Origin of the sequence: Alkalimonas collagenimarina (genome assembly GCF_030717845.1) — a bacterium.
GTDB classification, from domain to species: Bacteria; Pseudomonadota; Gammaproteobacteria; order Enterobacterales; family Alteromonadaceae; genus Alkalimonas; species Alkalimonas collagenimarina.
Genome location: NZ_JAUZVZ010000002.1, coordinates 121,432 through 140,643 on the forward strand (window position 1 = coordinate 121,432; position 19,212 = coordinate 140,643).

At 47.4% G+C, this 19,212-nt stretch carries 17 protein-coding genes; 16 read left to right on the top strand and 1 reads right to left on the bottom strand.

Features of this window, described 5'->3' with window-relative positions; translation table 11 throughout:
* Window positions 1-789 carry a type I methionyl aminopeptidase gene (map, locus tag Q3O60_RS01800; protein ID WP_305892186.1) on the bottom strand — a complete coding sequence of 263 codons (789 nt, stop codon included), beginning with the start codon at window positions 787-789 and terminating at the stop codon, window positions 1-3.
* Window positions 790-1,055: 266 nt separating this feature from the next.
* On the opposite strand from map, the gene rpsB reads away from it, so the two are divergent.
* The 16 genes from rpsB to dnaE all read left to right on the top strand — a co-directional run bounded on the left by rpsB (window position 1,056) and on the right by dnaE (window position 19,194).
* Entirely contained in the window at window positions 1,056-1,784 is a 729-nt protein-coding gene (gene rpsB / locus Q3O60_RS01805; RefSeq protein WP_305892187.1) for a 30S ribosomal protein S2, read from the top strand.
* 100 nt (window positions 1,785-1,884) lie between these two features.
* Window positions 1,885-2,757 (top strand): translation elongation factor Ts, encoded by an 873-nt coding sequence (tsf, locus tag Q3O60_RS01810; RefSeq protein WP_305892188.1) that lies wholly within the window; start codon window positions 1,885-1,887, stop codon window positions 2,755-2,757.
* 171 nt (window positions 2,758-2,928) lie between these two features.
* The gene (gene pyrH / locus Q3O60_RS01815) at window positions 2,929-3,663 is read left to right on the top strand and encodes a UMP kinase (RefSeq protein ID WP_305892189.1); all 735 of its coding nucleotides are present in this window, start codon (window positions 2,929-2,931) and stop codon (window positions 3,661-3,663) included.
* Window positions 3,664-3,706: 43 nt separating this feature from the next.
* On the top strand, window positions 3,707-4,264 hold the full coding sequence (gene frr / locus Q3O60_RS01820) for a ribosome recycling factor (RefSeq protein ID WP_305892190.1): 558 nt from the start codon (window positions 3,707-3,709) through the stop codon (window positions 4,262-4,264).
* A 70-nt stretch (window positions 4,265-4,334) separates the two neighbouring features.
* The gene (gene uppS / locus Q3O60_RS01825; protein WP_305892191.1) at window positions 4,335-5,102 is read left to right on the top strand and encodes a polyprenyl diphosphate synthase; all 768 of its coding nucleotides are present in this window, start codon (window positions 4,335-4,337) and stop codon (window positions 5,100-5,102) included.
* A gap of 5 nt (window positions 5,103-5,107) precedes the next feature.
* Window positions 5,108-5,971 (top strand): phosphatidate cytidylyltransferase, encoded by an 864-nt coding sequence (locus Q3O60_RS01830; RefSeq protein WP_305892192.1) that lies wholly within the window; start codon window positions 5,108-5,110, stop codon window positions 5,969-5,971.
* The gene (gene ispC, locus Q3O60_RS01835) at window positions 5,971-7,182 is read left to right on the top strand and encodes a 1-deoxy-D-xylulose-5-phosphate reductoisomerase (RefSeq protein ID WP_305892193.1); all 1,212 of its coding nucleotides are present in this window, start codon (window positions 5,971-5,973) and stop codon (window positions 7,180-7,182) included. The genes Q3O60_RS01830 and ispC overlap by 1 nt, the downstream gene beginning before the upstream one ends.
* A complete protein-coding gene (gene rseP / locus Q3O60_RS01840) occupies window positions 7,179-8,534 on the top strand; it encodes a sigma E protease regulator RseP (protein WP_305892194.1) in 1,356 nt (451 codons plus the stop codon). The genes ispC and rseP overlap by 4 nt, the downstream gene beginning before the upstream one ends.
* A 25-nt stretch (window positions 8,535-8,559) precedes the next feature.
* Complete coding sequence (gene bamA / locus Q3O60_RS01845; RefSeq protein ID WP_369812612.1) at window positions 8,560-11,052, top strand: outer membrane protein assembly factor BamA; 2,493 nt, start codon at window positions 8,560-8,562, stop codon at window positions 11,050-11,052.
* Window positions 11,053-11,077: 25 nt separating this feature from the next.
* The gene (locus Q3O60_RS01850) at window positions 11,078-11,593 is read left to right on the top strand and encodes an OmpH/Skp family outer membrane protein (RefSeq protein ID WP_305892196.1); all 516 of its coding nucleotides are present in this window, start codon (window positions 11,078-11,080) and stop codon (window positions 11,591-11,593) included.
* A complete protein-coding gene (lpxD, locus tag Q3O60_RS01855) occupies window positions 11,594-12,649 on the top strand; it encodes a UDP-3-O-(3-hydroxymyristoyl)glucosamine N-acyltransferase (RefSeq protein WP_305892197.1) in 1,056 nt (351 codons plus the stop codon).
* 19 nt (window positions 12,650-12,668) lie between these two features.
* A complete protein-coding gene (fabZ, locus tag Q3O60_RS01860; RefSeq protein ID WP_305892198.1) occupies window positions 12,669-13,121 on the top strand; it encodes a 3-hydroxyacyl-ACP dehydratase FabZ in 453 nt (150 codons plus the stop codon).
* Between the two features lies 1 nt (window position 13,122).
* Window positions 13,123-13,893 (top strand): acyl-ACP--UDP-N-acetylglucosamine O-acyltransferase, encoded by a 771-nt coding sequence (gene lpxA / locus Q3O60_RS01865; RefSeq protein ID WP_305892199.1) that lies wholly within the window; start codon window positions 13,123-13,125, stop codon window positions 13,891-13,893.
* Between the two features lie 69 nt (window positions 13,894-13,962).
* The gene (gene lpxB / locus Q3O60_RS01870; RefSeq protein ID WP_305892200.1) at window positions 13,963-15,135 is read left to right on the top strand and encodes a lipid-A-disaccharide synthase; all 1,173 of its coding nucleotides are present in this window, start codon (window positions 13,963-13,965) and stop codon (window positions 15,133-15,135) included.
* Window positions 15,125-15,724 carry a ribonuclease HII gene (gene rnhB / locus Q3O60_RS01875; RefSeq protein WP_305892201.1) on the top strand — a complete coding sequence of 200 codons (600 nt, stop codon included), beginning with the start codon at window positions 15,125-15,127 and terminating at the stop codon, window positions 15,722-15,724. The genes lpxB and rnhB overlap by 11 nt, the downstream gene beginning before the upstream one ends.
* Window positions 15,721-19,194, top strand: coding sequence for a DNA polymerase III subunit alpha (gene dnaE / locus Q3O60_RS01880; protein WP_305892202.1), 3,474 nt, complete (start codon window positions 15,721-15,723; stop codon window positions 19,192-19,194). Before rnhB ends, dnaE begins: the two co-directional genes overlap by 4 nt.
* Window positions 19,195-19,212 lie beyond the last annotated feature (18 nt).

The window sequence follows — 19,212 nt, forward strand, 5'->3', positions numbered from 1 at the left end:
TTAGTCGGCAGTGACGATGCGATCAATGGTGTCGTCGGAGCGTAAGGTCAGTATTTCACAGCCGGTATCGGTGACCAGTAAGGTGTGCTCATACTGCGCCGATAAACTGCGATCTTTAGTCACTACGGTCCAATCATCTTTCAATAACTTGCTGTGTCTGGCACCGGCATTAATCATCGGTTCAATGGTTAGGCACATGCCAGTGCGCAGTACTTCGCCTGTGCCTGCACGGCCATAATGCAGCACCTGAGGTTCTTCGTGAAATTCGGCGCCAATGCCATGGCCGCAGTACTCACGCACCACCGAGTAGCTGTGTTTTTCGGCATGCTGCTGGATAACCTGACCAATATCTCCTAAGCGGGCGCCATCTTTGACTTTTTTGATGCCCAGATACATGGCTTCCTGGGTGACTTTAATTAACCGCGCAGCCATGATACTGGGCTCTCCGATGACAAACATGCGCGAGGTATCACCATGGTAACCATCTTTAATGACGGTGATATCAATATTGATAATATCGCCTTTTTTCAGTGGTTTATCATTGGGTATGCCGTGACAAATAACATGATTGACCGAGGTGCAGATGGATTTTGGAAAGCCATGATAATTTAAAGGTGCAGGGATGGCTTGCTGCTCGTTGACAATGTAATCGTGGCAACGACTGTTTAATTCATCCGTCGTGACGCCAGCCTGTACATAGGGCTCAATCATTTCAAGAACTTCAGCAGCCAAGCGGCCTGCAACACGCATTTTCTCGATTTCTGCCGGGGTTTTGATGATGGGTGTCATCCAGTCTCTCTCTGTTTGAATGTCCAGCTGCAAAACAGCATAAATATTGTATTTTCCAGGTGGCTATGGTATAAAGCGCGCCGCAAATTAGCAAATAGCTTTGTGCTTTTCTTCAAAGTATTTCGTTATTGCTTATGCTGCGAAATGTCAAAAAATGACAAATAACACACATACATCGACACATACGCCGGGGTGCCTGCCAACATATGCAGGTCGGACTATGGGATGTATGGAGGCCTAACCCCCTAAATTACAGGTATTTAATCATGGCAAAAGTTTCAATGCGTGACATGCTCCAGGCGGGCGTACACTTCGGTCACCAGACCCGTTACTGGAACCCAAAAATGAAACCATTCATTTTTGGCGCGCGTAACAAAGTACATATCATCAACCTGGAAAAAACTGTTCCAATGATGAATGATGCACTGAGTTTCATTCAGCAAATTGCTTCGAAAAAAGGCAAAATTCTGTTTGTAGGTACCAAGCGTGCGGCTTCTGAAGCCATTAAAGAAGCAGCAAAAAGCTGTGATCAGTATTATGTTGATCACCGTTGGTTGGGCGGTATGCTGACCAACTGGAAAACAGTGCGTCAATCCATCAAGCGCTTAAAAGATCTGGAATCTCAAAGCCAGGACGGTACTTTTGACAAGCTGACCAAGAAAGAAGCGTTGGATCGTACCCGCGAAATGGACAAGCTTGAAAAGAGCTTGGGCGGTATCAAAGATATGGGCGGTCTGCCTGATGTATTGTTTGTAATCGATGCCGATCATGAACACATTGCCGTTAAAGAAGCCAACAACCTGGGTATTCCGGTAGTTGCTGTGGTTGATACTAACTCTGATCCTAAAGGGGTTGACCATATCATTCCTGGTAACGATGATGCGATCCGTGCCATTCAGTTGTATCTGTCTGCAGTAAGTCAGACAGTTATTGAAGGTCGTGATAAGACCATCGAAGTTCAGGCTGAAGCCGAAGGCTTTGTGGAAGCTGAGTAAGGTTTTTCATTCTACGCTAGTGGAATGATCGCCTGAATGAAACAGCAACAGAGGCTTCGGCCTCTGTTTGTTCAAACCGATTGATAACGAGGATGCTCTGATGGCTGTTACTGCTGCCTTAGTAAAAGAACTGCGCGATCGTACTGGCGCAGGTATGATGGATTGTAAAAAAGCTCTGCAGGAAACTGGTGGAGACGTCGAAGCGGCAATTGATGAAATGCGTAAAAGCGGCTTAGCCAAAGCGGCAAAAAAAGCCGGCCGTGTTGCTGCTGAAGGCACAATCATCACTCGCGTAGCCGATGGCTATGCTGTGGCGGTTGAATTTAACTGTGAAACGGACTTCGTTGCCCGTGATGCTAACTTCCTGGCATTTGCCAACAGCGTTGCTGATTTGGTTCATGCCAACAAACTGTTTGTCGTTGCTGACTTATTAGCCGCTGACCTGAACGGTAGCTCAGTCGATGAAACTCGCGCTGCGCTCGTGGCAAAAATTGGTGAAAACATCAATGTTCGCCGTATTGCTGTGGTGGAAGGTGACACCATCGGTCAGTACGTTCACTCTGGTCGTATTGGTGTGTTAGCTGTATTGACTGGCGGTAACGAAGACATTGCTAAAGACGTTGCTATGCACATTGCAGCGAACAACCCTGGTTTTGTGAAGCCAGATGATGTTCCTGCTGAAGTGGTAGAGCGTGAGCGTGCTATTCAGATCGATATCGCGGTAAACAGTGGCAAGCCACAAGAAATCGCTGAAAAAATGGTTGCTGGCCGTATGGCCAAGTTTACTGGTGAAGTAAGCTTAACCGGTCAACCTTTTGTCAAAGATCCTTCTGTGTCTGTTGGCGATTTCCTGAAACAAAACTCAGCCGATGCTGTGTCTTTTGTTCGTCTGGAAGTTGGTGAAGGCATCGAAAAGAAAGAAGAAGACTTTGCTGCTGAAGTAGCTGCGCAAATCGCTGCTGCTAAGAAGTAAATTTACGCTTTGAGCCTACGGGCAAAAAACGCTAGAATAACCGCGGCCAGAGGTCGCGGTTTTTTTATGCCCAAAAGTTGCCTTGTAGCAACAGACCAAAGCCATTGAAACTTGCCAGATCAATAAACCGGCCTGCTGAGCAAACCGAACAGCCAGATAAATGGAGCACACATGAACCCAAAACCCGCATACAGACGAATTTTACTGAAACTGAGTGGTGAAGCCCTGATGGGGGATGAAGGCTTTGGTATTGATCCCAAGGTACTGGATCGCATGGCTCAGGAAATTAAAGAAATTGTTGAGCTTGGCATTCAGGTTGGCATTGTCATTGGTGGGGGCAATATTTTTCGTGGTGAAGGCTTAGCCAAAGCCGGTATGAATCGTGTGGTTGGCGATCATATGGGTATGCTGGCGACTGTGATGAATGGTTTGGCCATGCGGGATGCGTTGCATCGCGCTTATGTCAATGCGCGCATGATGAGTGCAGTACCGCTTAACGGTGTCTGTGACAATTACAGCTGGGCAGAAGCCATTAGCTTGCTGAAGTCCGGTCGTGTCGTTATTTTCTCTGCCGGTACCGGCAATCCATTTTTCACCACCGACTCGGCAGCGTGTTTACGCGCCATTGAAATTGAAGCCGATGCGGTGCTCAAGGCAACCAAAGTAAACGGCGTTTACTCAGCTGACCCGGTGAAAGACCCGGCAGCTACCATGTACAACACTCTTAGTTACAGCGAAGTGCTTGAGAAAGAACTAAAGGTGATGGATTTGGCTGCTTTTACGCTGGCCAGAGATCACAGCATGCAAATCCGCGTATTCAATATGAATACAGCTGGAGCACTCAAGCGTGTGGTGATGGGAGAGTCCGAAGGAACTCTGATCGACCACGCGGAAAATTTACAGTAAACTACCTGCATAACCCTGCTGATTGCTTACAAGGATACCCAAGGTGATTAACGATATTATCAAAGACAGCAAAAACCGGATGGAAAAAAGTGTCGAAGCACTAAAGTCTCAACTATCCAAAATTCGAACTGGCCGGGCTCACCCAAGTATATTGGATAGCATCATGGTACCTTACTATGGTGCGGATACCCCATTGCGTCAGGTTGCCAATGTCTCTATTGAAGATGCTCGTACGCTCAGTCTTACTGTGTTTGACAAAAGCGTAGTTCCTGCAGTGGAAAAAGCCATCATCAACTCTGATCTTGGTTTGAACCCGATGAGTGCTGGTACCAATATCCGTATTCCATTGCCACCACTGACAGAAGAACGTCGTCGTGATTTAGTCAAAGTGGTGAAAGCGGAAGCGGAGCAAGGGCGAGTTTCAATTCGAAACATTCGTCGCGACGCCAATACTGATTTTAAATCGCTGTTAAAAGACAAAGACATTACAGAAGACGATGAACGTCGTGCGACCGATGAAATCCAGAAGCTCACCGATAGTTTTGTCAAACGCATTGATGAAGTGCTGGCAGATAAAGAAAAAGAACTGATGGAAGTTTGAGTTTGACTCAAACGTTTTAAACGCCGTGTTCTTGTTAACTCACGGCGTTTTTTATTGAAATAGGTTTTGCATGTCAGCACCAATAGAACTAGAGCCTTCTGCGTTACCTCAGCACGTTGCTATCATCATGGATGGCAATGGTCGTTGGGCTAAGCAGCAAGGCAGGCCTCGGGTGTGGGGTCATAAGAAAGGTGCTGATTCAGTACGCCGAAGTGTTCGCTTTTGTCGTGAACTAGGTATTCCCGCTCTAACTTTATTCGCGTTTAGCAGTGAAAACTGGCAACGACCTGCTGATGAGGTCAGCAGCTTAATGCAGCTCTTTAAGCTGATGTTGAAAAGTGAAGTGAAAAACCTGCACAAGAATCAGGTTCGCTTGCGGGTGATCGGCGATTTGTCTGCTTTTGATGAACCATTAATTGCACAAATCAAAGCTGCAGAACAACTGACGGCTCAGAATGAAGCATTGACACTGAATATCGCCGCGAATTATGGTGGACGTTGGGATATTGCTCAGGCTGCACGTCAAGTCGCGCTGCAGGTAAGTCAGGGCGAATTAGTGCCTGAACACATTGATGAGCAGCTGCTGGGTCGTTATATGCAGCTGTCTGACTTGCCGGAATTAGACTTACTGATCCGTACCGGAGGCGATGTTCGCATTAGCAACTTTTTGCTTTGGCAGGCCGCCTATGCTGAGTTGTGGTTCACCGAGACCTTATGGCCTGATTTTGATCAACAGGTTTTTGCTGAGGCCATTGCTGCTTTTACCAGCCGTGAGCGGCGCTTTGGTTGTACCTCAGAGCAGGTTTTCGCTTTGGCAAGTAGCCAGTTGAAAGGATAATAAATTTGTTAAAACAACGCATTATAACTGCTCTTGTACTAGCACCGCTGGCTTTACTGGCGGTCTTTTTTCTTCCATTACCCGGATTTTCGTTTTTTGTTGCTGCAGTCGTTCTGCTTGGTGCATGGGAGTGGAGCCGCTTTTGTCATTTAACGAGCCACACCAAACGCATGAGTTATGTCGCTATGACGGCTGCACTGATGGCTGTGCTTTATTTGCTATTACCACCGATTATCAACTGGCCATTAACGGACTCATGGTTGATTAAAACCGTTTTGTTGATGGGCTTTTTATGGTGGTTACTTGCTTCAGCATTGGTTTTGAGCTTTCCGCGTAGTAAAACATTCTGGGCACACAGTCTTTGGTTGCGTGCGGTGATGGGATGGTTAACGCTGATCCCTGCTTGGTTGGCGCTGATCCTTATTCGTAGTGTTGATAACATACATAATCCCTTTACTGGGGCCTATTTGATCTGTGGTTTGCTGGCGTTAGTGTGGGCGGCAGATATCGGTGGCTATCTGGTGGGTAAACCGCTTGGCAAAACGAAGTTACTGCCTAATGTCAGCCCGGGAAAGACGGTAGAAGGGATGCTAGGTGGTTTGGCTATGGTTTTACTTCTGGTGCTGTTACTTGCCGCCTGGCTCGGCTGGCCACCACAAACAGGGATACTTTTTGTGGCCGCGGCTGGATTGACGTTGCTGTCGGTGTTTGGTGATCTAACCGAGAGTATGCTGAAACGTGTCGCAGGGGTCAAAGATAGTGGCAGCATGCTACCTGGTCATGGCGGTATTCTTGATCGCATCGATAGCTTAACTGCGACAGCTCCATTGTATGCTTTGTTGGTTGCTATCCTTAGTGGCGCTTTCTAATGCAGCAACTGGTTATTTTAGGCGCAACAGGTTCTATCGGTCTGAGCACGTTAAAGGTCGTTAGTGAACATTCAGAGCGCTATCAGGTGCTGGCGCTAACGGCGGATACCAATGTTGCCGGTATGCTGGAGTTATGCAATCGTTTTCAGCCCAAGTATGTGGTGATGGCTAACGTCGAAGCTGCCGCTGAGTTACGACAACGATTACCTTCACATTTAAAGGGGATTGAGGTCTTATCAGGCCAAGCTGCCTTAGCTGAAATCGCTGGGCATGGCGATGCCGATATCGTGATGGCAGCCATTGTTGGCGCAGCAGGTTTATTGCCCACGTTGGCTGCTGTTCGCGCGGGTAAAACGGTGTTGTTAGCCAATAAAGAAGCATTAATTATGGCGGGTTCTCTGTTTATGCAAGAGGTTCGTCACTCAGGTGCGCGGCTACTTCCCGTTGACAGCGAACACAATGCCATTTTTCAATGCTTACCAGCATCGTTACAGCAGGCGGTGAGTAGGCATCAGTTGCAAACCGATAGTCTGTCGAGTCATAGCATTAGCAAATTGATGTTGACTGCCAGTGGTGGTCCATTCTTACAGCGGCCGTTGCATGAATTCGCTACGATTACTCCGGCCGAAGCTATTGCTCACCCCAATTGGGATATGGGGCAAAAAATATCCGTCGATAGCGCGACCATGATGAACAAGGGGTTGGAGTTTATTGAAGCTCACTGGTTGTTCCAATGCCCCGTCGATGCAATTGAGGTGGTTATCCATCCGCAAAGTGTCATCCACTCGATGGTGCAATACACTGATGGTTCGGTGATTGCTCAACTGGGTCAGCCAGATATGTGCACTCCCATTGCGTACGCCTTAGCCTATCCAGAGCGTATCAGTACCAGTGTCCCCGCGCTCGATTTTAGCCGTATGAGCGAACTGAGCTTTAGTGGTGCTGATAAAAAACGCTTCCCTAATTTGTATCTTGCCATCGAAGCTTGCCGTTATGGTCAGGCCGCAACGACAGCATTAAATGCAGCCAATGAAGTGGCCGTAGCGGCTTTTTTACAACATCGGCTCGCTTTTAATGATATTGCACGATTGAATGAGCAGGTGCTGGAAAAAATGGCCACTAACTCTGCAAAAGATTTAGAGCACATTCTTGCCATTGACGAGCAGGCTCGCCAATTGGCACAGCAGCAACTAGGAGCTTTATCGAAGTGAGTGCTTTAGTGTGGAACCTTTTCAGCTTTATTCTGGCGCTTGGTATTTTAATTACCGTGCATGAATTTGGGCACTTTTGGGTGGCTAGACGAAATGGTGTCCTGGTCAAACGTTTTTCTATTGGTTTTGGTAAGGCACTGTTCCGTTGGCGTGACCGGCAAGGCACGGAGTTTGTTATTGCGATGATCCCACTAGGCGGCTATGTGCGCATGCTGGATGATCGTTTTGACCCGGTGTTACCACAATTCAAGGACTTAGCCTTTAATCAAAAAAATGTACGACAGCGCATGGCGATTATAGCGGCTGGGCCTTTAGCGAATTTTTTGTTTGCTATCCTGGTTTTGTGGTTCATGTACATGATCGGTGTACCCGAGGCACGCCCTGTCATTGCAGATATTCGCGCAGGCTCGATTGCGGCGGAAGCCAGAGTTGGTGAGCAGCAGCAAATAGTAGCAGTCAATGGACGAACCGCTAGCGATGTCAGAGCGGTGAATTTGTTGCTGGTAGAGCAACTTGGTCGGAATGAAATTACGCTGCAGCTTGAGCACCGGCAAACTGGGCAGCAAACTGAAGCCACACTAAATACCACAACGTGGCAGTTTGATCCTGATCGGCAAACTATTTTTGATAGTTTGGGCATTGAACTGATGATGCCAAAAATATTGACCAGCTTGGCTCAAGTCGAAGCGAGTTCTCCTGCAGAAAATGCTGGCTTGTTGGCAGGCGATACTATTGTAGAAATTAACCAACAAATGATAAATAACTGGTCAGAGTTAACCGAATGGATACAAAATAACCCCGGTGAAGCACTTGACTTTAGCATTCTTCGCCAAGGTGAACGGCTAACCTTGACAGTTACACCCGGACAACGGCAAACTGCCGATGGTTTTAGCCAAGGCTATATCGGGATTGTTCCTGAAGTCAGTGATTGGCCAGAAGGCATACGGTATGTTCAGCGTCATAATCCACTGGCCGCATTGCAGGTCGGTGTCCATCAAACCTGGCAACTGACCCGACTCAGCTTTAGTATGATCGGCAAGTTTATTTTTGGCGATGTATCGGTTCGGCATTTAAGTGGCCCTATTTCTATAGCTCAGGGCGCTGGAACCACTGCCAGCATTGGTTTGATTGCTTTTTTGTCTTTTTTGGCATTGATCAGCGTTAATCTTGGCGTGATTAATTTATTACCGTTACCCATCCTTGATGGTGGGCATTTAATGTATATGGTTGTGGAACTAATACGAGGCAAACCGGTCTCTGAAAAGGCGCAGGAGATAGGTTTTCGTATTGGAGCCATGGTTCTGCTGTTATTGATGGGAATTGCGCTACTTAACGATATTTCTCGTTTATAATCACTAATCAAAAGTTGTTCACAGAATGATAATGAAACGATTAGCAGCTGCAATGCTGCTCGCTGGAATCAGTCACACCTTACATGCAGAAGAACCATTCACTGTACAAGATATTCAGGTGGAAGGCTTACAGCGAGTTGCGCTGGGTGCTGCATTAAATAATTTACCGTTCAGTGTCGGTGACTCTGTTACGGACTTCACCTTATCCCGAAGCATCAAATCTTTGTTTGCAGCAGGTCATTTTGACGATATTCGAGTGTATCGTGATGGCCAGACGGTGATTTTTCGCCTGAAAGAGCGGCCTACCATCAATGCCATCGAATTTGATGGCAACAAAGATCTAAAAGATGAACAGTTGAGCGAAAGTCTCACCGCACAACGTATTGAAGTGGGTGAGCCACTGGACCGTACTTTGCTTCGTAGTATCGAGAATGGCCTGACCGAGTTTTATCATGGCGTGGGCAAGTACCAGGCAGAAGTTGAAGTTGAGCTGGTGTATTTGCCGCGCAACCGGGTCAATGTCAAATTAAAGTTTGATGAAGGTGATGCTGCCTCTGTCCGTCAAATCAATATTGTCGGTAATGAAGTTTTCGATAATGAGACCTTGTTGTCTGTCATGGAGTCCCAGCAGGACATGCCATGGTGGCGCTTCATGTCTTCAGACCGTTACCAAAAACAAACGTTGCAAGGCGACTTCGAAAGTATTCAGAGTTATTACCTCGACCGGGGTTATTTGCGCTTTGCCATTGAGTCGAGTCAGGTATCGGTGAGCCCGGATAAAACATCCGTCTATGTCACCATGAATGTCGATGAAGGTGAGCAGTACAAAGTGACTGGTGTTCGGTATGCCGGCGATCTAATTGGTCAGGATGCATTGATTGAACGGTTGACTCCAATTCAACCCGGTGAGCTGTACAACGGAGCCTTGGTAACATTTACTGAAGAGAATATCGCCAGAATTTTAGCCCGCTTTGGTTATGCCAATTCGAAAGTCACCACCATTCCAGATATTGATGACGAAAATCGAGAGGTTGAGCTCACCATAAACGTTGATCCGGGCAAACGCATTTATGTGCGTCGTATCGATATTGCTGGCAATGCCAATACCAAAGACGAAGTATTTCGCCGTGAGTTGCGGCAATTGGAAGGTGGTTGGTTATCCAATGATGCTTTGGAATTATCGAAGCAACGGCTGCAACGTTTACCATACGTGGAACAAGTTGAGTTTGAAACCCGGGATGTTCCTGGTATCGAAGATCAGGTTGATATCAGCTTCAATGTGCGGGAGCAGCCGTCAGGCAGCTTTAATGCCGGGGTGTCTTACGGTAACTTCCAGGGCTTATCCTTTCAAATTGGTGTAGAACAAGCTAACTTTCTTGGCTCTGGTAATAGCGCTGGTGTGAATTTAAATACCAACAAATACCAGAAAACCATCTCATTTTCGTATACGGATCCTTATTTCACTCTGGATGGCGTGAGCTTGGGTGGACAGATATTTTACAGTGCTACCGATTACAGTAGTTTAGGATCTAACTTAGAAGCCTACAAACAGAAGCGCTACGGCATCGGCGGTACCATGGGTATTCCGATCAACGAAACCAACCGGCTAAATTTTGGTGCCACTATTAGCGTCAGTGATTTAAGTTTACTGCAGGATTATGATCAGTTGCGACATTTCAAAAATGTGCTGCTGGATGGCAATGATCCTGATGGACGTTTGAAGTACATCAACTATGAGTTGACGGCTGGTTGGGTGCAAAGCACCTTAAACCGAGGTTTATTTCCCACAGCAGGCCATTATTTTGGTTTAAATACCCGTATATCGACGCCAAACTCCGATTTAAAGTTTTTCAAAACCAACTTTGAAGCCAGAAAATACATTCCGCTTACTCGTAACCATGCGTGGTCGTTGATGGGTAAGGTGGAATTGGGCTATGGTAATGGCTATGGCAGTAGAAATGGTTATGATTATACATTGCCATTTAATGAAAACTTTACCGCTGGCGGTTATAATATGCGTGGTTTTGAGCACAGAATCATTGGCCCTCGTGCGGTCTTTCGAATTCCTGCTTCAATTCCAGGGTTACCTGACCCTATCGCTGGTGGCAATTCACCATTGCCTGGGGATCCCTTAACAGATCGTTATAGTGTATCGCAGCGCTCTATTGGCGGTAATGCCATGGCGGTCGCTACACTGGAACTGATTACACCAACGCCATTTTTAGGTGAGGACAATCGGAATTCGGTGCGTACCAGTGTCTTTGTCGATGCGGGTAATGTTTGGGATACCGAGTTTGACTTTGATCGCTACGCTGGCTTGACACAACAGCGTCAATTTCAGCGAGAGCCTACCTTGGTTGATTACTCCGATCCAACGTTGATCCGGGTTAGCACGGGTGTTTCCGTGCAATGGATTTCGCCAATGGGCCCTTTAACGTTCAGTTTGGCGAAAATAGTGAAGAAATATGAAGGTGACTTGCAAGAGAACTTCAGTTTTAATATTGGCACTACTTTTTAATGACAGCTACTAAAGGACGATAACCTTGAAAAACTTACTTATGAAAACCGCTGCAACTCTGGTATTTGGTGCTTTCTTAATGGGAGCTGCTACTGCCAGCGCCGCAAAAATTGCATTTGTTGATGTGCAGGCTGTTGCTAGCCAGCTGCCTCAAGCCCAACAAGTTCAGGAAACCATTATGGCTGAATTTGGCGAGCGAATTGAAGCTGTGGGTCAGTTAGAGCGCGATATCAACTTCAATGTGGAAAAAATTCGTCGTGATGGCCCTACCATGAGCGAATCTCAGCAACAAGAGCTGGCTCAGCAAATTCAGCAACAGCAACGTCAGTATGAAGAGCTGGCTCGCCCACTGGATGAGCAAATGCGTCAGCGTCAAGCTGAAGAGCGTAACAAGATTATGGCTTTAATTAAAAATGCTATTGATCAAGTTGCTGCAAGTGGTGATTACGATATCGTACTGAACTCTGGTGCTGCGGTGTATGCAAAAGATAGCTACGATATTTCTGATGTAGTCGTACGCCAGTTGACACGTGGTAACTAAATGAAACGTTTGACCGCACGACAACTAGCTCAGCATATTCATGCTGAGTTAGTTGGTTCTGAAACAATCGAAATCAGTAGTGTCGGTACCCTTGAACGTGCCACTGCAGATCAGATTAGCTTTTTAGCGAACCCAAAATTGCGACACTTGCTGGCAGATTGTCAAGCAGGTGTGATGTTATTAAAGCCAAGTGATCGCGAGCAATGGCAGGGAACTGCTTTAGTGGTCGAAGACCCCTATGTTGCTTTTGCTAAAATTGCACAATTACTGGATTCAACACCGGCACCAGCGCATGGTATTCATGCTTCGGCGCAGATTGATCCTACCGCGACTTTGGGTAAGGACGTGCACATTGGCGCTTACACGGTTGTGAGTGCAGGGGCAGTGCTAGGTGATGGCGTTCAGCTGGGGGCTCACTGTTTTATTGGCGAACAGGCAAAAATAGGCGCTCATAGTCGGATCCTGGCTCAGGCGACCGTGCATCATCGGGTTGAGATAGGGCAACGCTGTATTATTCATAGCAGTGCTGTGCTTGGAGCTGATGGCTTTGGCTTTGCTAATGAAGCAGGACGTTGGCTCAAGATCCCGCAAGTTGGGACTGTTATTATCGGTGATGATTGCGATATTGGCGCTCAAACCTGCATTGACCGTGGCGCTATTGAGAATACTGTGATCGGTAACAATGTCATTATTGATAATTTGTGTCAGATTGCCCATAACGTTCGAATTGGTGATCACACCGCCATAGCAGGTTGTACCACAGTCGCTGGAAGTGCCACTATAGGTCGTTATTGCATCATTGGTGGTGCTGCGGTCATTAATGGTCATATTGACATCTGTGATGGTGCCCAAGTCAGTGGTATGGCGATGTTAATGAAGCCGGTTACGGAAAAAGGCGTCTATACTTCAGGTATACCTGCGACCAACAATGCCGAATGGCGAAAAAATACAGCGCGCTTGCGGAAAATTGAACAGCTTTATCAGCGAGTTAAAGAGTTAGAGCAGCAAATGCAGGATCTGACTGAAATACCACTGTCAGATGGCAAGCAAGAATAATACATACAGAGGATTGACCTTGGCTAATTCGTTGAACACCCTGGAAGTCCAGGATATCATGGCATTGCTGCCTCACCGTTATCCATTTTTGCTGATTGATCGAGTGCTGGATTACACACCAGGTGACTCATTAACTGCCATTAAAAATGTCACCATCAATGAGCCTATTTTTACCGGACACTTCCCGCAGATGCCCATTTTCCCTGGTGTTTTAATTCTTGAGGCGATGGCGCAAGCTACGGGTATCCTTGGCTTTAAAACGGCCACAGAGCGAACAGAGAATGAGCTTTATTTGTTTGCTTCTATTGATAATGCGCGTTTTAAACGTCCGGTCGTTCCGGGCGATACCATGGTGCTGGAAGTCAAGTTTTTGAAAGAACGGCGCAATATGTGGAAGTTCTATGGTGAGGCCAAAGTAGCTGGCCAAGTAGTGTGTTGTGCTGAACTGATGTGTGCCAGGAGAGAATTATAACGTGATCCATCCATCTGCAGTGATCGAGCCTAGTGCTCAAATTGGCAACAATGTTACCGTAGGCCCCTTTAGCTACATTGGGCCTGATGTGGTCATAGGCGATGATTGCATTATTGAATCCAATGTGGTGATTAAAGGACCGAGCTTTATTGGTCGCGGTAATCACTTCTTTCAGTTCGCCAGTATAGGTGAAGCTTGTCAGGATAAAAAATACAACAATGAGCCGACTGAGCTGATTGTTGGCGATGGTAACGTATTTCGGGAAGGGTGTACTGTGCACCGTGGCACCATTCAGGATGAAGGCAAAACGGTCATTGGTAGCCACAACCTGTTTATGAACTACACGCATGTGGCACATGATTGTGTGATAGGCAATAACGTTATTTATGCTAACAATGCATCGACAGCGGGACATGTTCATGTCGGTGACTGGGTCATCTTAGGTGGCATGAGTGGCATTCATCAGTTTTGTCATATCGGCGCTCATAGTTTTATTGGTGGTGGTTCCATCGTGTTGAAAGATGTGCCTCCATTCGTCATGGCCAATGGTAGCCCGGCTGTGCCTGCTGGTATCAACTCTGAAGGGTTAAAGCGACGGGGTTTTACTGCAGAGTCAATATTACAAATTCGTCGTGCCTATAAGCAAATTTATCGAAAGGGGCTTACAGTGACAGAAGCTGTCGCCGCTTTAACGGAAGCAAGCACTGCAGATGCTGAAGTTCGTCGCTTGACGCAGTTTATTCAAAATTCTAGCCGTGGCATTATTCGCTAGTCTACTGCGAAGCTGTCTTTATAGGCAGCTTATTTAGTTTCAAGGTTTAGCGTTTCAGGGTTCAGAGATATGTCTGCCAACCACCACAGTAGCTCCCCATTAAAAGTTGCCATCATTGTCGGTGAACACTCCGGCGATATCCTTGCATCGGATCTGATGCAAGCACTAGTAAAACTGCGGCCAGACACTGAGTTTTTTGGCATTGGTGGCCCTCGCATGCAAGCGCTTGGTTTTCAGGCTTGGTTTGATATGGAAGAGCTAGCGGTTATGGGGCTGGTGGAAGTATTGGGCCGTTTACCACGCTTGCTCAGTATTCGTAAACAAGTGATCCAGAACGTTTTGGCTGCAAAGCCCGATGTGGTTATAGGCGTCGATGCGCCTGACTTTAATCTGCCTGTAGAGTTAAAACTAAAACAAGCTGGCTTAACTACAGTGCACTATGTCAGTCCATCGGTATGGGCGTGGCGTCAAAAGCGCATCCATAAAATTGCTGCGGCTACCGATCTGGTCCTGGCGCTGTTGCCCTTTGAAAAAGCCTTTTACGATCAGCATCAGGTTCCTTGCCGTTTTGTTGGCCATACCTTAGCGGATAAAATGCCATTGCGGCCTGATAAAGCAGCCAGCAAAGTTGAGCTCGAGTTAAAAGCGTCGCAAGTGCTGGCTTTGATGCCTGGCAGCCGGACCAATGAAATAAAACTATTAACCCCACACTTTTTAGCAGCAGCGGAGCAGTTGCAACAGAGCAAGCCAGATTTACAGCTTGTCTGTGCCATGGTAACTGAACAAAAAGCTCAGTTGTTCCAACAATTAAAAGCACAATATGCGCCAGAGCTTGATATCAAGCTGATCATTGGTCAGTCTCGACAGGTACTCACTGCGGCAGATGCTGTCTTTATTGCTTCTGGTACGGCAACGTTAGAAGCCATGCTAGCCAAGTGCCCGATGGTGGTTGCTTATAAAATGAATGCATTGACCTACCGGCTGGCCCGACTGCTGGTACATATCGATTATTTTAGTTTGCCCAACTTATTGGCCAATAAGGCGTTAGTGCCTGAATTGCTGCAAGATGATGTCAATGCAACTGAATTAGTGCAGCGTATGAAGCCGTTGTTAAACGATGACAGCGAGGCATTGCAACACCATTTTACCGAGTTGCACCAGGTATTACGCTGCAATGCCAGTGCTCAGGCGGCAGAAGCGGTAGTGGCACTTGTGGCAGAAAGGAGCGCGCATGCATCCTGAGTTTCAACGACCTAATGTTCAACTTATTTGTGGTGTCGATGAGGTTGGGCGGGGGCCTCTGGTTGGTGCAGTCGTCACAGCGGCAGTGATACTCCCAAGCCATCATTCGATTGTAGGCTTGGCTGACTCAAAAAAGCTAACACACAGCAAGCGTCTAAAGTTGGCGAGCGAGATAAAAGCGCAGGCATTGTCTTGGGCGCTGGGGCGCGCAGAAGTGGCAGAGATTGATCAGTTGAATATTTTGCATGCCACCATGCTGGCAATGCAGCGAGCGGTTGATGCTCTATCTATTGAGCCGGAGTGGGTGTTGGTGGATGGCAATCGTTGCCCGGAGTTTGCCATGCCAGCTACTGCTGTCGTCAAAGGCGATAGTCGGGTAGCTGAAATTAGCGCCGCTTCCATTCTGGCCAAAGTCGCGCGAGATGCTGAAATGGAACAATTGGATATCGCCTATCCTCAGTTTGGTTTTGCCAGCCATAAAGGCTATCCAACCGCCCAGCATCTGGCGGCTATCCGCCAACATGGTATCATTGCAGAACATCGTCGCAGTTTTAAACCGGTACAACAGATCATATTGGCCTCTGCATGACATCACCAGCCTTTATTCACCTTCGGGTCCACAGTGACTTCTCCATGATTGATGGAGTGGCTAAAGTTAAACCTATCCTAAAAGCAACACAGCAACAGGGTATGGCGGCTCTGGCACTGACCGATCAGATGAACCTCTGTGGGCTGGTCCGTTTTTATGGTGGCGCCATTGCTGCAGGGATTAAGCCGATTATTGGTGCTGACTTTTGGGTGCATGACGACACCTTTAGTCAGGATAGTGGCCGCATGGTTATACTAGCCGCAGACAACACCGGTTATCAGAATCTCACTTTGTTGATCTCTAAGGCTTACTTACGGGGTTATTTGCATGGCAAGCCGCAAATTGATCACCACTGGTTGGCAGAACATTCGGCTGGTCTTATCCTGCTGTCCGGGGGCAAGGATGGCTTAGTGGGCAAAGCGCTGCTTAAAAATAATCAGGCGGTGCTGAAGGGGCTCACCGCGTTTTACCAACAGCACTTTGCTGATCGCTTTTATTTGGAGTTAATCCGGACGGATCGCCCGGATGAAGAGCACTACATTCAATTAGCCGTTGAGCTAGCTGAGCGTGCTGAATTTCCTGTGGTTGCTACCAACGAAGTGGTGTTCTTATCAGCGGATGATTTTGCGGCTCATGAAATTCGAGTCGCTATTCATGATGGGTATACCCTGGATGATAAGCGCCGACCACAACATTATTCCGCTCAGCAATACTTACGCACTGAGCAGGAGATGCTGGAGCTGTTTCAGGATATTCCTGAAGCGTTGCAAAACACGGTAGAAATTGCCAAACGCTGCAATGTCACCATTCGATTGAATGAATACTTTCTGCCTGCGTTCCCAACTGGTGGCATGTCGGATGCCGACTTTCTGGTGCTTAAATCGCGCGAAGGACTCGAAGTTCGTTTAGAGCAGTTATTTCCTGATCCCTCTGTCCGTGTTGAAAAACGACCCGAGTATGACGAGCGTTTGCAGATAGAGCTGGATGTCATCAATCAGATGGGCTTTCCTGGCTACTTCTTGGTGGTGATGGAGTTTATTCAGTGGAGTAAAGATCATGGCATTCCAGTGGGGCCAGGTCGTGGTTCTGGTGCTGGCTCTTTGGTCGCCTATGCATTAAAAATTACTGATTTGGATCCGTTAGAGTTTGATTTACTGTTCGAGCGTTTTCTCAATCCTGAGCGGGTCTCCATGCCCGATTTCGACGTCGACTTTTGCATGGATCGTCGTGATGAGGTGATCGACCATGTTGCTGAGATGTACGGCCGTGAAGCGGTATCGCAAATCATCACCTTTGGTACCATGGCGGCGAAAGCAGTTATTCGTGACGTAGGCCGGGTACTGGGCCATCCGTATGGCTTTGTTGACCGTATTTCCAAATTGATCCCACCCACGCCGGGCATGACGCTGGAACAAGCCTTTAAAGAAGAGCCGCGCTTACCTGAGCTGTATGAGCAGGATGATGAAGTTCGTGACTTAATCGATATGGCGCGTCAGCTCGAAGGGGTCACTCGCAACGCCGGTAAACACGCGGGTGGGGTAGTGATTGCTCCGACTAAAATTACCGACTTCTCGCCGCTGTATTGCGATGACGAAGGCAATAACCCGGTCACCCAGTTTGATAAAAATGATGTTGAAACTGCTGGCTTGGTCAAGTTTGATTTTCTCGGCTTACGGACTTTGACTATACTGCAATGGGCTGTGGATATGGTCAATGCCAAGCGCCAGCACACCGATGAGCCCTTAGTCGATATCAATGCCATTCCACTGACTGACCAAAAGAGCTTTAAAACGCTGCTTAAAGCCGATACCACGGCAGTATTCCAGCTTGAATCACGCGGTATGAAAGACCTGATCCGGCGCTTAAAGCCCGATTGTTTTGAAGACATGATCGCTTTGGTGGCTCTATTTCGGCCGGGTCCGCTGCAGTCTGGCATGGTAGATAACTTCATCGACCGGAAACAAGGCCGTGAAGCGATTTCCTATCCGGATGCCACCTACCAGCACGATTCATTGCAGCCCATCTTAGAGCCGACCTATGGCATTATATTGTATCAAGAGCAGGTGATGCAGATTGCTCAGGTACTGGCGGGCTACACACTGGGTGGTGCTGACTTGTTGCGCCGGGCCATGGGTAAGAAAAAACCCGAAGAAATGGCCAAGCAGCGGGCGGTATTTGAAGAAGGCGCACGGCAAAATAATATTGATGGTGAACTGGCAATCAAGATCTTCGACTTGGTGGAAAAGTTTGCTGGTTATGGCTTTAACAAATCGCATTCAGCCGCCTATGCTTTGGTGTCCTACCAGACGCTGTGGATGAAGACGCATTTCCCGGCTGAGTTTATGGCGGCAGTAATGTCGGCTGATATGGACAATACCGATAAAATTGTCACGCTGGTCGATGAGTGCGAACGGATGAAATTAAACTTGCTACCACCTGATGTTAACGCAGGCTTGTACAAGTTTACGGTGGATGAGCAAGGTCGCATCATTTACGGTATAGGTGCCATTAAAGGCGTGGGTGAGGGGCCAGTGGCTGCCATTATTGAGGCGCGTGAGCAACAAGGGCCTTTCAGCGACTTATTTGATTTTTGCTACAAAGTCGATTTAAAAAAACTGGGTCGACGGGTCATTGAGAAGTTGATTCTGGCCGGTGCTATGGATCAGCTTGGTCCTCATCGGGCTGCATTAAAAGCCAGTTTAGATGATGCGGTACGAGCGGCTGAGCAACAAGCAAAAGCCGAACTGATTGGCCAGAATGATTTATTTGGCTCCTTAACTCCAGAACCTGAGCAGGCCATGCAATCCTTTAAGCAAGTTGCGCCTTGGCCAGATGAAGTGTGGTTGGAAGGAGAGCGCGAGACGCTAGGCTTGTATTTAACTGGTCATCCGATTAATCGCTACTTAGATGAGTTAAAGCATTATGTTGCGTATCGGCTGGTCGATTTACAGCCCACCCGATCGGAGCAGAGCACCACCGTCGCTGGTTTGGTGGTTTCGGTGCGGATTTTAGTGAATAAACGGGGCCGCCGTTGGGCCTTGCTGACGCTGGATGATAAGTCAGCCCGGGTGGATGTTCGGTTGTTTCCCGACCAGTTTGATGCCTTTGAAAGCATACTGCAAAAAGATCAGGTGGTGGTGGTGACCGGACAGGTACGATTTGATGATTTCAGTGGTGGCCTTACAATGACCGGCCGAGATATCGCTGAAATTACGGCCGTTCGAGAAAAATATCTAAAATCGCTGCAAATTACGTTAAAATCAGCAGATTGTGATACCAAGTATATTCAGCAGCTGCAGCAGGTATTGGCTGAGCATAAAGCGGGAACGGTACCTGTGTTGTTGCATTATAAGCGACCTGAAGGTCAGGTCAGTTTGCGCTTAGGAAGCGAATGGTGGATCACACCAACCGATGTGTTGTTGCATCAGCTCCGGCAATTAGCAACAATAGACTTAGAATTTCATAATTGAACCGAATTATAAAAGAAG

Coding starts and splice junctions, on each gene's coding strand:
- map (WP_305892186.1), bottom strand. CDS start 789: ATGACACCCATCATCAAAACCCCGGCAGAAATCGAGAAAATGCGTGTT.
- rpsB (WP_305892187.1), top strand. CDS start 1,056: ATGGCAAAAGTTTCAATGCGTGACATGCTCCAGGCGGGCGTACACTTC.
- tsf (WP_305892188.1), top strand. CDS start 1,885: ATGGCTGTTACTGCTGCCTTAGTAAAAGAACTGCGCGATCGTACTGGC.
- pyrH (WP_305892189.1), top strand. CDS start 2,929: ATGAACCCAAAACCCGCATACAGACGAATTTTACTGAAACTGAGTGGT.
- uppS (WP_305892191.1), top strand. CDS start 4,335: ATGTCAGCACCAATAGAACTAGAGCCTTCTGCGTTACCTCAGCACGTT.
- ispC (WP_305892193.1), top strand. CDS start 5,971: ATGCAGCAACTGGTTATTTTAGGCGCAACAGGTTCTATCGGTCTGAGC.
- bamA (WP_369812612.1), top strand. CDS start 8,560: ATGATAATGAAACGATTAGCAGCTGCAATGCTGCTCGCTGGAATCAGT.
- lpxD (WP_305892197.1), top strand. CDS start 11,594: ATGAAACGTTTGACCGCACGACAACTAGCTCAGCATATTCATGCTGAG.
- lpxB (WP_305892200.1), top strand. CDS start 13,963: ATGTCTGCCAACCACCACAGTAGCTCCCCATTAAAAGTTGCCATCATT.
- rnhB (WP_305892201.1), top strand. CDS start 15,125: ATGCATCCTGAGTTTCAACGACCTAATGTTCAACTTATTTGTGGTGTC.
- dnaE (WP_305892202.1), top strand. CDS start 15,721: ATGACATCACCAGCCTTTATTCACCTTCGGGTCCACAGTGACTTCTCC.